This window comes from Micromonospora sp. NPDC005806 (assembly GCF_042871425.1).
GTDB lineage: Bacteria > Actinomycetota > Actinomycetes > Mycobacteriales > Micromonosporaceae > Micromonospora.
Genome location: NZ_JBIAIL010000025.1, coordinates 92,549 through 103,715 on the forward strand (window position 1 = coordinate 92,549; position 11,167 = coordinate 103,715).

The 11,167-nt window shown below is 68.1% G+C and carries 16 protein-coding genes; 13 read left to right on the forward strand and 3 right to left on the reverse strand.

What is annotated here, in order from left to right; translation table 11 throughout:
- The first annotated feature begins 414 nt into the window (after positions 1-414).
- The 3 genes from ACFYOS_RS23955 (at position 415) to ACFYOS_RS23965 (ending at position 3,539) form a co-directional block, all read left to right on the forward strand.
- Entirely contained in the window at positions 415-1,689 is a 1,275-nt protein-coding gene (locus ACFYOS_RS23955; protein ID WP_387145678.1) for a glycine betaine/L-proline ABC transporter ATP-binding protein, read from the forward strand.
- Positions 1,686-2,579 (forward strand): ABC transporter permease, encoded by an 894-nt coding sequence (locus ACFYOS_RS23960; RefSeq protein WP_387145617.1) that lies wholly within the window; start codon positions 1,686-1,688, stop codon positions 2,577-2,579. Before ACFYOS_RS23955 ends, ACFYOS_RS23960 begins: the two co-directional genes overlap by 4 nt.
- Positions 2,580-2,651: 72 nt before the next feature.
- The gene (locus tag ACFYOS_RS23965; protein WP_387145620.1) at positions 2,652-3,539 is read left to right on the forward strand and encodes a glycine betaine ABC transporter substrate-binding protein; all 888 of its coding nucleotides are present in this window, start codon (positions 2,652-2,654) and stop codon (positions 3,537-3,539) included.
- Positions 3,540-3,620: 81 nt separating this feature from the next.
- On the opposite strand, the gene ACFYOS_RS23970 is transcribed toward ACFYOS_RS23965, so the two are convergent.
- A complete protein-coding gene (locus tag ACFYOS_RS23970; RefSeq protein WP_387145623.1) occupies positions 3,621-4,004 on the reverse strand; it encodes a hypothetical protein in 384 nt (127 codons plus the stop codon).
- A 121-nt stretch (positions 4,005-4,125) separates the two neighbouring features.
- Here ACFYOS_RS23970 and ACFYOS_RS23975 point away from each other — a divergent pair, with 121 nt between their 5' ends.
- The 5 genes from ACFYOS_RS23975 (at position 4,126) to ACFYOS_RS23995 (ending at position 7,107) form a co-directional block, all read left to right on the forward strand.
- The gene (locus ACFYOS_RS23975; RefSeq protein WP_387145626.1) at positions 4,126-4,536 is read left to right on the forward strand and encodes a VOC family protein; all 411 of its coding nucleotides are present in this window, start codon (positions 4,126-4,128) and stop codon (positions 4,534-4,536) included.
- A 1-nt stretch (position 4,537) separates the two neighbouring features.
- Positions 4,538-5,161: a glyoxalase gene (locus tag ACFYOS_RS23980; RefSeq protein ID WP_387145629.1), complete on the forward strand. Its 624-nt coding sequence runs from the start codon at positions 4,538-4,540 to the stop codon at positions 5,159-5,161.
- A gap of 324 nt (positions 5,162-5,485) precedes the next feature.
- Complete coding sequence (locus ACFYOS_RS23985; RefSeq protein WP_387145631.1) at positions 5,486-5,629, forward strand: hypothetical protein; 144 nt, start codon at positions 5,486-5,488, stop codon at positions 5,627-5,629.
- Positions 5,622-6,833, forward strand: a complete 1,212-nt coding sequence (locus ACFYOS_RS23990; RefSeq protein WP_387145634.1) for a hypothetical protein — start codon at positions 5,622-5,624, stop codon at positions 6,831-6,833. The genes ACFYOS_RS23985 and ACFYOS_RS23990 overlap by 8 nt, the downstream gene beginning before the upstream one ends.
- A 4-nt stretch (positions 6,834-6,837) precedes the next feature.
- Positions 6,838-7,107, forward strand: coding sequence for a hypothetical protein (locus ACFYOS_RS23995; RefSeq protein ID WP_387145638.1), 270 nt, complete (start codon positions 6,838-6,840; stop codon positions 7,105-7,107).
- Positions 7,108-7,109: 2 nt separating this feature from the next.
- Here ACFYOS_RS23995 and ACFYOS_RS24000 read toward each other — a convergent pair whose 3' ends face one another.
- Complete coding sequence (locus ACFYOS_RS24000; RefSeq protein ID WP_387145641.1) at positions 7,110-7,319, reverse strand: hypothetical protein; 210 nt, start codon at positions 7,317-7,319, stop codon at positions 7,110-7,112.
- A gap of 122 nt (positions 7,320-7,441) precedes the next feature.
- On the opposite strand from ACFYOS_RS24000, the gene ACFYOS_RS24005 reads away from it, so the two are divergent.
- From ACFYOS_RS24005 to ACFYOS_RS24020, 4 genes are all read left to right on the forward strand, one after another.
- Positions 7,442-7,852, forward strand: a complete 411-nt coding sequence (locus tag ACFYOS_RS24005; protein WP_387145644.1) for a DUF2089 domain-containing protein — start codon at positions 7,442-7,444, stop codon at positions 7,850-7,852.
- Positions 7,852-8,109, forward strand: a complete 258-nt coding sequence (locus ACFYOS_RS24010) for a hypothetical protein (protein ID WP_387145647.1) — start codon at positions 7,852-7,854, stop codon at positions 8,107-8,109. Before ACFYOS_RS24005 ends, ACFYOS_RS24010 begins: the two co-directional genes overlap by 1 nt.
- A 25-nt stretch (positions 8,110-8,134) precedes the next feature.
- On the forward strand, positions 8,135-8,560 hold the full coding sequence (locus ACFYOS_RS24015; protein ID WP_387145650.1) for a hypothetical protein: 426 nt from the start codon (positions 8,135-8,137) through the stop codon (positions 8,558-8,560).
- 595 nt (positions 8,561-9,155) lie between these two features.
- A complete protein-coding gene (locus tag ACFYOS_RS24020) occupies positions 9,156-9,524 on the forward strand; it encodes a hypothetical protein (protein ID WP_387145653.1) in 369 nt (122 codons plus the stop codon).
- A gap of 187 nt (positions 9,525-9,711) precedes the next feature.
- On the opposite strand, the gene ACFYOS_RS24025 is transcribed toward ACFYOS_RS24020, so the two are convergent.
- Positions 9,712-10,035, reverse strand: a complete 324-nt coding sequence (locus tag ACFYOS_RS24025) for a hypothetical protein (RefSeq protein ID WP_387145657.1) — start codon at positions 10,033-10,035, stop codon at positions 9,712-9,714.
- A 276-nt stretch (positions 10,036-10,311) separates the two neighbouring features.
- Between ACFYOS_RS24025 and ACFYOS_RS24030 the strand changes: the two genes are divergently transcribed.
- Complete coding sequence (locus tag ACFYOS_RS24030) at positions 10,312-10,818, forward strand: hypothetical protein (protein ID WP_387145660.1); 507 nt, start codon at positions 10,312-10,314, stop codon at positions 10,816-10,818.
- Positions 10,819-11,167 lie beyond the last annotated feature (349 nt).

An 11,167-nucleotide genomic window follows, 5' to 3' on the forward strand; every position in this document is an offset into this window, starting at 1 on the left:
CCGCGATACGGGCCTGACGAGCCGCCGACATCGGGGACGAAAATCTCCGACCATGACGGTTCTCTATCACCGGCGTCGCAATCGGGGACGAACGGTGACAGCGGATCCGCCACCTGATGGGCCTCGCCAGGCGGGATGAACGGCGCATACCGTACGTGATCGTCTCGCTGGACTCCGGCGGCGAGCACGTCCCGCGTGCGTGCGGACGACCGAATTCGACAACGGTGGGCCGGAGATTTTTGTGGGCAGATCCACATTCCCCGCAGTACCGACTGGATTTGCACCGATGACGTCGGTAAGTTTCTCGGCCGGCCCGTGTGGCCCAATGAATGTGACCGATGTTGATATCGACGGACGAGACGCGAAGATGGTCACCGATGGCGCGATCCGCCAGCGGTTTCCGTCGGAGAGGGGATCGTGTCCGCGCTCGCAGTGAAGTCGCTCTACAAAATATTCGGCAATCGAGCTGACGAAGCGGTAAGACGCCTGGCGAACGGCGCACCCCGCGCCGAGGCCCTGGCCGGGCTGCCGGCCACGGCCGCCGTGATCGACGCGAACTTCGAGGTACGCCCCGGCGAGATCTTCGTCGTGATGGGCCTCTCCGGCTCCGGCAAGTCGACCCTCATCCGGATGCTCAACGGCCTGCTGCGCCCCACCAGGGGCAGCGTGCGGATCGACGGGGTCGAGCTGACCACACTCAAGCCCGCCGCGCTGCGCAAGCTGCGGCGGGAGAAGATCAGCATGGTCTTCCAGCACTTCGCGCTCATGCCACACCGGACGGTGCTGGAGAACGCCGGGTACGCGCTGGAGGTCGCCGGCCTGCCCAAGGCCGAGCGACGCGAGCGGGCCATGGACGCCCTGCGGATGGTGGGCCTCGAGGAGTGGGCGGACAAGCTCCCCCACGACCTCTCCGGCGGCATGCGGCAGCGGGTCGGGCTGGCCCGCGCGCTCGCGGCCGGCACCGACATCCTGCTGATGGACGAGGCGTTCTCGGCGCTGGACCCGCTCATCCGCCGGGAGATCCAGGACCAGCTCCTGGAACTCCAGGCCGAGCTGGGCAAGACCATCATCTTCATCACCCACGACCTCAACGAGGCCATGCGGCTCGGTGACCGGATCGCGGTGATGCGGGACGGCCGGATCGTCCAGATCGGCACGGCCGAGGAGATCCTCACCGACCCGGCCAACGGGTACGTGGCGCAGTTCGTCGCCGACGTCGACCGGACCAGGATCCTCACCGCCGCGTCGGTGATGGAGAAGCCGCAGCACGTGCTGGACGTGAACGCCGGTCCCCGGGTGGCCGCCAAGGCGTTGCGGGAGAGCCAGACCTCGGTGGTCTACGTGACCGGGCCGATGAAGAAATTCCTCGGCACGGTCACCGAGGACGAGGTGCTGCGCGCGCTCCGCGAGGGCCGGCAGAGCCTCGACGGGTACGTCTCGACCGAGCGGGTCCGCACGGTCACCGAGGACACCGCCGTGGCCGACCTCTTCGCCGAATGTGCGGAGAGCCAGCATCCGGTGGCCGTCCTGGACGAGCGGGGCCGGCTGACCGGCGTGATCCCCCGGATCACCCTGCTCAGCGCGCTGGCCGCCGCCACCCCGGACGAGGTGCCCGCGGTGGACGAACCGGTCGACGAGCCGGCCCCGGACGGGGCCGAACTGGTCGCCACGAAGGGAGAGTCGGCATGAGCCTCACGCAGTCGCCGGTCGACAGCTGGCTGCCCCGGGTGCCGCTGGGCGCCTGGACCGAGTCCGCCGTCGACTGGGCCACCGGCACCCTCGGCCCGTTCTTCGACGCGGTCGCCGCCGTGGTCGACGCGCTGGTCCGGCCGCTCAGCGACCTGCTCACCGGCGTACCGGCGGTGGCGGTCGTGCTGGTCCTCGCCGCGCTCGGCTGGTGGCTGCGCGGCTGGAAGTTCGGCCTCGGCACCGCGGTCGGCCTCGGCCTGGTGGCCGGGATGCCGTACTGGGAGGAGACCATGAGCACGCTCGCCCAGGTGCTCGTGGCCAGCGTGCTCGCCCTGCTGCTGGCGATCCCGCTGGGCGTCTTCGTCGCCGAGAACAAGCGGGCGTCCGCGGTGGCCCGGCCGGTGCTGGACCTGATGCAGACCATGCCGGCGTTCGTCTACCTCATCCCGGCGATCTTCTTCTTCGGCATCGGCACCGTGCCGGGCGTGCTGGCCACCCTGGTGTTCAGCATGCCGCCCGGCGTACGCCTGACCGAGCTCGGCCTGCGCCAGGTCGACAAGGAGATCGTCCAGGCCGCGGAGTCGTTCGGCGCGCCACCGTGGATGGTGCTGCTCCGGACCAAGCTGCCGCTGGCTCTGCCCACGATCATGACCGGGGTCAACCAGGTGATCATGCTGGCCCTGTCCATGGTGGTCATCGCCGGCATGGTCGGCGCCGGCGGCCTCGGCGACGTGATCATGTTCGCGCTCTCCCAGGTCGAGGTGGGCAGCGGCTTCGAGGGCGGCATCGCCGTCGTGGTCCTCGCCGTGGTGCTCGACCGACTGACCGATTCCGTCGGCGACCGGTTCCCCTCCGCGCGGGCGCAGCGCCTCGCGCGGCAGGCGGCCTGACCGTCGCCCTCCGCCGGCACCCCTGTTCCCGCGTACGCGGGTCCGCCGGCTCGAATCAGGAAGGACAACCCTGTGTTCACGACCCTGAAGCGCGTCCTCGCGCTCGCGGTGACCGCCACCCTGGCCCTGGGCGGCGCCGCCGCCTGCGGCGGAAAGTCGGACGGTTCGTCCGGTCGCGGCAAGAAGATCACCATCGGCTACATGGCCTGGGACGAGGCGATCGCCGCCTCTCACCTGTGGCAGCACATCCTGGAGGAGAAGGGCTACCGGGTCCAGCTCAAGAACCTGGAGGCCGGTCTCGTCTACGGCGGTCTCGCCGGCGGCGACATCGACCTCTTCCTGGACGGCTGGCTGCCCCAGACGCACGCCTCCTACGTGGAGAAGTACGGCGACAAGCTGGAGAAGCTCGGCGTCTGGCACGACGACGCCAGCCTGAGCATCGCCGTGCCGAAGTACGTCGATGGCGTCGACTCGCTGGAGGACCTGGCCGGCAAGGCCGGCACCTTCGGTGGGCAGATGATCGGCATCGAGCCGGGCGCCGGCCTCACCAAGGCCACCCAGGAGAAGGTGCTTCCCGGCTACGGTCTGGACGGCACGATGAAGCTGAAGACCTCCTCCACCCCGGCAATGCTCGCCGCGCTCGACGGGGCGATCGCCGACAAGAAGCCGATCGTGGTCACCCTCTGGCACCCGCACTGGGCCTACGCCAAGTACGAGCTGAAGGACCTCGCCGACCCGAAGGGCACCCTCGGCCAGGCCGAGCAGATCAACACCTTCGCCCGGAAGGGCTTCAGCACGGACTTCCCCGAGGTCGCCTCGATGCTGAAGAAGTTCAAGATGGACGGTGAGCAGCTCGGTTCCCTGGAGGACCTGATGTTCAACACCCACAAGGGTGCCGAGGAGAAGGCCGTCGAGGAGTGGCTGAAGGCCAACCCCGACTACCTGAAGACGCTCTCCTGAGCGCCTCCTGACCACGAGGGGCCCCGCCGGTTCGGCGGGGCCCCTCGTCGTCGGTGTTGCGGCCGCTCATCGGCCCGGCCTTCAGACGTGGCGGCGGACCAGGCTCGCGGCGAGGCTCACCACCGTGCTCCCCGCCGCCATCCCGATCAGCACCAGCACGGCGCCCACCGCCCACAGGCCGCTGGCGTCGATCGACGCGGCGTGCGCGGCCCAGGCGACGGTGAACGCCACCGTCATCACCGGCGCCACCAGCCAGGGGCTGAGCCACCAGCCGCCGAGGACGGCGATCACGGCCAGGGTGAGCACGCAGCCGGCCACCTGCCACACCGCATAGGGGCCGCTGGTCGCGCCGGTCTCCGGATCGACCGTGTAGCCGGACTCCCAGCCCAGCCAGGCGAACCAGGCGCCAACCGTCGCCGCGGCCAGGATCAGGCCGCCGAGGAGAGTACGCATACCCGTCGTCATGGCCACTGATCCTGCCGGTCCCGGCGGCGGCGCGGATGAGCTGCCGTACTCAGGTGTAGGTGACCGGACCGATCAGGAATCAAGAAGCACCGGCCACGGCGCCGCAACTAGCGTGACCGGCATGGACATCACCATCAACCAGACCTTCCTGCCGCACGACGACCCGGACGCGGCCCTGGCCTTCTACCGCGACACCCTCGGCTTCGAGGTCCGCAACGACGTCGGATACCAGGGCATGCGCTGGATCACGGTCGGCCCACCCAACCAGCCCGGCACGTCCATCGTGCTGCATCCGCCGGCCGCCACCCCCGGCATCACCGACGACGAGCGCCGCATCATCGCCGAGATGATGGCCAAGGGCACCTACGCCAGCATCATCCTGGCCACCGCCGACCTCGACGGCACCTTCGAGCGGCTGCAGGCCGGCGACGCCGAGGTCGTCCAGGAGCCGACCGACCAGCCGTACGGCGTGCGCGACTGCGCCTTCCGCGACCCCGCCGGCAACATGGTCCGCATCCAGGAGGTGCACTGAGATGGCCGCCATCGAGTCCGTCACCCTGGAGGTGCCCGACCTCGCGGCCGCCGACGCCTTCTACGCAGCGGCGTTCGGGTTGGACACTGTGGTGGGCGTCCGCGCCTCCGAGGCGCCGACGACCGGCTTCCGTGGGTTCACCCTGTCGCTCGTGGTGTCCCAGCCGAGCACCGTCGACAGCCTCATCGGCACCGCCCTCGGCAACGGCGCCACCACGCTGAAGCCGGTCAAGAAGAGCTTCTGGGGCTACGGCGGCGTCGTGCAGGCCCCGGACGGGGCGATCTGGAAGGTCGCCACGTCGGCGAAGAAGGAAACCGGCCCGGCCACCCGGCGGGTCGACGACGTCGTGCTGCTGCTGGGCGTCGCGGACGTCAAGGCAAGCAAGCAGTTCTACGTCGACCGCGGCCTGGCCGTGGCGAAGAGCTTCGGCAGCAAGTACGTCGAGTTTGAGACGGCGGGGTCGCCCGTCAAGCTGGCGCTCTACAGCCGCCGTGCCGCCGCCAAGGACGCCGGCGTCTCCCCGGACGGCACCGGATCGCACCGGATCGCAATCGCCGGCGATGCCGGGCCCTTCACCGATCCCGACGGGTTCGCGTGGGAGGCCGCGTCGGTTCGAGCCGGTTGATCTGCTTCTCGGCCGGCGCGACCGGGCAGACAGGGGGCCGTCGCCGCGACGGCGGCGGCCCCGCCGAACAGATGGGGACACCGCACCTCGCGGTCGATGGTGCACTCGCTCGGCGATCATCATCGATCCGACGGACAGGACCGCCTGCCGTTGGGGCAGGCACGTTGTCGCCGATGCCGCGAGCAGCTCGTTCCGTCGTGTCGGGCCCGTTGCTCATGCCGTCTCTCGGGCCGAGCCGGCAACTACAACGGGTCCTGGTCGCTCGTCTGGGACGGCGGTTCACCGCACAGCCGGATTCATACGAAGCGGTTCACGGGTTCCGGCGTGGTCGTGGTGCTCGTTCCCGCGCTGGTCTCCCACGCGATCCGCAACGATGACGCCGAGTACCTGCACCTGGTGGCGATCTCGGACGCTCCGTATCTGGTCGACACGCCCGACGCTCATCGGCGGGCCGTTTCCGATGTTTGACTTCCCCGCCTTCTGCCACATCAACGAGTACCAGAATCGCGGCTATCGCAATCTGCGGCAGATGCTGCTGTTGTCGGAACCGCTGACACTCTGGGCGCCATCAAGCGTGCTGCTAGGCGAGTCGAACGTGGCGGTGGATGACATTCTGTGGCTGCTCGACTCGGGGAGAATCAGGATCGTCGGGCGCGAGCGCTGGCTGACGTCCGAATCCTTCCGGAATGCGCACCCGTTTGGCCCGTCGGCGCGGTGGGTGCCGCGCATCGATGACGAAATCAAGAGGCTGCTCGACGAGGACAAGAGCAGGCCGCCTCGTGAGCGTCGGGTGATCGAGGCGCCTCCGGAGGATGGCTACGAGTGGGCCGACTCCCACATGGATCAGCATCGGGAGGCGATCAGGCGACTGTATGAGGTGTACCGGCGCACGCCACGACAGATACCAGGCGGCACCATGGATACCATCGCCCGCAACCTGACCAAGCGAACGATCGCGCACAGCGAGGTCGCGATAGTCGTCAAGACGATGCTCCGGGACGCGCGCAACCATGGAATGGCATTCAAGATCTCTGACGCCGACATCGCGATGCACCTCAGTCGGGTCGACCTCGGCTTCATGCAGATCCTCGCCGATCAGGCCGGCGTCCCGAGTCTCGTTCGCCCGCGAGGCGAGGTCCAGTCGATAGCGGCGCCGATGGGCGAGTTGGCGCTGCAGACCATCGAGGTGCTGCGCCGTCTCGACGAGTTCGCCGGAGGACGGGCGCCTGATCTCCGGCGGTTCCTCGACGGCTCGGGGCGGGCGGACCTGCTGAAATGGATGCGCAGGACATGCGACAGTCTCAAGCTCATAGCGCCCGCCGAGCTGGACGGCGCCGTCCTACACCACCTGCGCCACCAACTGGAGCACGAGAAGTTCCACGACTCGATCTTGGCCGCATGGCGACGGAGCCGGCTGGATGCCGCGGCGGGCGTGATGGGAGCGGTGACGTCCATCGCGGATGCCGCCTTCGGCGCACCGTCACTCTGGGCAGCCGGAGGCTTCGGCGCAATCGTCTTCTCGGGAACGCGCACCATTCTGCGCAACCTGGGCTACATACCGGCGGACTTCGACGGCCCGCAATGGCCTTTCCTGTACGCGCTCGGGGCCAAGACGACGCGGCGGCGTCGGGACCGCCTGCTGCAGTTCCTGAAACTGCTCGGCAAGGGCTGAGCACGTGCGCGGCCAGGTCACGGGCGTGGCCCCTGCCGCCGGCGAGGTCGGTGACCGCGCCTTGCGCAGCAAGGTAGCCTGGTCGCGGCGGCCGAACTCAAGCAGCGGCAGCAGCATCAGGTACTGGTCGGTTTTGCCGAGCGGCTGGAACCAGGTTAGCCGCGTTGACCTCGACGGGCCGGTGAAACTCAGCGGCATCAGTCATCGCGCGGCGCCCTTCGAGCACGCACTCTCCTCGGCACGTCCGGACGGCAACCAGGCCGGCTCGGCGTGACGCTACGTAGCGCCCGGATCGCGACAGATCAGGTCCGGGTATACCTCCGACGGCCCGGGCTCGATCGTGTCGACGCCGGCGAGCACGGCGTTGCGGAGGTTGTCGGAGGCGACGACCTTGATGGCGTCGGCGGCCTCGCCGCGATGCGCGGATTGCGCGGGCGCGTCTTCGCGGACTTGTCGCGAGGCCGGCCGCCCACCATGCAGGTTCACGGAACGTGCAGCTGCGACGAACCGGCGGGCCGCAACGTCATGGAACCTGACGGCCCTGTGTACCGGTGTGCGGCCGGCCGGAACCCAGGTGAGTCGAGTTTAAGAAAATTAAGGTCAGCTTCTTGAGAGATGAAGATATTCAAGGTACAACTTTAGATATGACAGAGCGGGCGATGGACTGGCAAGAACTCACGAACCTGACCCGGGGCCAGCCGTTCGTCGTCGAGCGGGTGCGCCTGGCCAGCGGCGTGGCGATCGAGGGGGAGTTCGAGCCCCCGCAACTGGGTCAGCTCAGCCTTGAAGACCAGGTGTTCGTCACGGCGTTCGTCCGGTGCCACGGTTCCATCAAGGAGATGGAGCGGATCTTCGGGGTGAGCTACCCGACGATCAAGTCGCGACTCAACCGGATCGCCCAGATGCTCGACTTCGTCGAGACCGATCCGGCGCCGTCGCGGGCCGACATCATCGACCGGCTGCGCCGTGGCGAGATCAACGCCCAGCAGGCATTGCGCGAGTTGGAGGGTCGCACATGATGCCGCAACTGTTGACCGTACGGGTGAAGCGCCCGAACGGTCGCCCTATCCGGATCTGGGTTCCGGTGCTCCCCGTACTGCTTGTCTTGTCGCCGGTGGTGGTCCTGGCGGTAGTCGTCGCAGCGGTCGCGTGCCTGGTGTACCGGATCAGTCTGCTGCGGGCACTCGGCACGGGGTGGCGGATCATGTCCGGTCTCCCCGGCACCCGGCTCGACGTCGAGCACGGGCGCACCGCCGTACTCGTGAACATCAGGTAGAGGCACGGAAAAGGAGAGGTACACAGTGAACGAACAGCGCAAAGAGATCCTGCAGATGCTCGCCGACGGGAAGATCACTACGGACGAGGCGGATCAACTCATCGCCGCCCTCGAGCGCGACCAGCCGGTACCGGTGGCCTCGGAGTCGGACGTACGGCCGAAGGGAAAGCCGAAGTATCTGCGGGTGATGGTGGACGCGAACGACGACGGCATTCCGAGCCGGGTCAACATCCGGGTGCCGCTGCAACTGCTCCGGGCCGGTGTGCGGCTCGCCGCGTTGATTCCGCCGCAGGCGCTCGGCGAGGCCAACGCGGAGCTCACCAGGTCGGGCGTGCCGTTCGACCTGACCCAGCTCAAGCCCGAGCAGCTCGAGGCGCTCGTCGAGCACCTGGACGACATGACGGTCGAGGTCGACCAGCCCGACACCAAGGTCCGCGTCTTCTGCGAGTAGGAACCGTCCGGATTATCGGACGGGCCCCCGAGAAGGTGCTGGAACACCTTCCCGAGGTCGCGCCCGCAACAGCAGAGCGACGATTGAACTGCCAACCTGAAGTCTAGTCGATACGAACGTACGGACCAGGGGCCACCGGACAAGTGGTCCCTGCGTCATATATCCATAGTGGTTCTCGGCGGCGGTGCGATCGTTGATGACGGCGACGAGGCGGGCGGCGGCGCGACCGGTCTGGGTCGCCGCCGGCCGCGGTGTTGGCTCGCTGCAGGCGATGCTCGCACCGGCGCAGCGGTCGGCAACGGCTAACGCTGAGCGCCGCCGATAGGCCGTGAAGCCGGCGACTACCAAGGAGATCAGCCGATTCGAGTCCCAGAGGTAGTTCGGACATATGTGGGGCGGCGGGACTCGAACCCGCGACCGACGGATTATGAGATCAAACTGCCCGTACCCCCAACCTGGGCACACGGCGGCTCAGCAGCGGAAACACCTCTTGACGTCTCACACCACTCCCCCGCTGCCCGTCGACCTCTTGCGGACCAGATGCGGACCGTCGCGGAGGCGCGGTCACCCTCGGGGCGCTGAGGACCTTCCGCCCTTGCGTTTCTACTGGGCGGGGCCAAACAATCTTGCCGTGCCCGATGGCCTAGGTCCGTTTGTATGCATCCTGATTCTGCTGTGCGTGTGGTCAAGCGTGATCAGCGCACTGCTCGGCCGCCTGAACTCGTGGGAGGCAGTACCAGGGGCGTCGCCGTGGCGGTTCTGGGGACCGGGCATCCTGGCGTGGTCATGGCCCATCGTCGTGGTCGCGTGCTTCCTCCTGGGGTTCATCACGCCTTGGGCCGTCTACCTCCTGGTCCTGGCTCCACTGACGCTCTTGGCCGCAACCGCACTGACTTTGGTGGAGTTCCGACGTCGGCATGCCGAGGACCTTGTGGCGGAGACGCCTCGGCGCGTGAAGGAATGACACCAGCTCGGCAAGTTGGCGCAGTGCCGCCAACAGAGAATTTCCTCCGGCCGTGCCGGGGGTTTAGAAGAAGATCGCGGATGGCTCGTCCGGCGCCTGTGCACCTGGTTAGCCGGTCCGCCGGTGTCGGGCAGCGTCGGCGTTAGCGGGTCGGCTTGGCTGTACGGATGGCTGTACGCCAACCACGTCACTGTCGCTGGCTCAATGCCCACCATCGCGGGTGGCGTTGCTGGCGTTCTGGCGGCTCGGGTCCGGTGATGTTCTCGGGCGGGTACCAGACGCCCCGCCAGACCGGGACCCCAAGCGACCAACCACCGGGCACGCTGCCGGGCTGGAAGTCGGTCAGGTCTGGATCCTCGACAACCCTCGTTATGGGTGGCACCTGCTGTCCGTACTGGTGTCTGACGATCTCCAGACAGTCATCGAGGTCTTGGCCGGTCACACCGACCACCGGCGGCCAGCCGCCCGGGTAGATCACGGAGATGTCGAAGTGGAGCCAGTATCTGTTCATCTCTCCCGGCCACCTTCCGCCACCGCTAGGACGGTACCGTCAGGCCGGAGAGGTGCTGCTCGTCGGGCGGGGCGTCAGTTTGGAAGAGCGCGCTCACCCGGCCGTGATGTCCGAAAAGCCTGCTCGCGGCGGCCGACCCAGTGACGTCTAGTGCCCGCTGGTGACCGCCCGGCCCTGCAGCTACTGGCCCGCGGACGGCCCAGGGTAGTCCGACCGTTCGGCGTTATTGACCTTGCGCCCCACCCATGCGCGGGTCGGCCGGCCTATTGTGTCGTCGTGCCTGGACCCGACGATGCCACTGACACGAACGTCCCGGTGCGTTCGCGACGCCGACGCATCTGGCTGCTGTCGGTTGTCGCCGTTGCCGCCTGCTGTTTCGGCGTGCTCAAGTTGAGAGACGCCACTGGGACCGAGGCGCAAGGCTATGTGTCTCAGATCAGCGTGCGCGGTTACGAGCGAGTGCACGACTACATCGATCCTGGTACGGCACCCGCCGAGCAGCGCGCCGCAGTCGCGATCTTCGTCGGACCTCCGGATGACAACGCCCTCACCCGCGTGTCCGGACCAGGGCTCGTTGTCAGCACTCCAGCAAAGGATCTGGGCTTCCCTGACTTCGAAATGATCGGCAACGGCAGGTGGCACGGCTGTTTCGTGCACGTCAACCGCTGGAAGACGAGTCATCCACCCATGTCGTACTACCAACTGACGACCGAGAATCTGACCGCGTTCCGGGCGGGACGGCTGTCCGTGCTATCCATCGCTGTTGGATGTGGCGGTGGGTAATCGCGCGCTTCCGGACGGCCTCGCGATTCCTTGCCTCGCCTGCCTGTTGAAGCGGATCTCCTCGTCGGGCAGTCGCCAGACCGTCCAGCCTCCCCGGACGGGGACCCGGTGGAGCGCCCTACCGGACGAACGACCTGGTCCCCGTCCGGGGAGGCTGGTAGCCCTCGTGGTGCTCGGCGAGGAGATCCGCGGCGGCATCTCTGAGGAGGGTCGGGGTTCGGGGCGGAGCCCCGAGGTCTTCCGATCCTGTGACTCGCAAGTGTGGCCGGCCGGCCCGGCCGATGCCGGCCGGAGGTCGCCAGCAGGCCGGGGCCGGGCCGGCGCGGGCCCCCGGGGGGGGCCCCCGGGA

Excerpts from the sequence above, each read along its gene's own strand:
- ACFYOS_RS23990 (WP_387145634.1), top strand. The coding sequence starts at position 5,622 with ATGTTTGACTTCCCCGCCTTCTGCCACATCAACGAGTACCAGAATCGC.
- ACFYOS_RS24010 (WP_387145647.1), top strand. The coding sequence starts at position 7,852 with ATGCCGCAACTGTTGACCGTACGGGTGAAGCGCCCGAACGGTCGCCCT.
- ACFYOS_RS23960 (WP_387145617.1), top strand. The coding sequence starts at position 1,686 with ATGAGCCTCACGCAGTCGCCGGTCGACAGCTGGCTGCCCCGGGTGCCG.
- ACFYOS_RS23975 (WP_387145626.1), top strand. The coding sequence starts at position 4,126 with ATGGACATCACCATCAACCAGACCTTCCTGCCGCACGACGACCCGGAC.
- ACFYOS_RS23970 (WP_387145623.1), bottom strand. The coding sequence starts at position 4,004 with ATGACGACGGGTATGCGTACTCTCCTCGGCGGCCTGATCCTGGCCGCG.
- ACFYOS_RS23980 (WP_387145629.1), top strand. The coding sequence starts at position 4,538 with ATGGCCGCCATCGAGTCCGTCACCCTGGAGGTGCCCGACCTCGCGGCC.
- ACFYOS_RS24025 (WP_387145657.1), bottom strand. The coding sequence starts at position 10,035 with ATGAACAGATACTGGCTCCACTTCGACATCTCCGTGATCTACCCGGGC.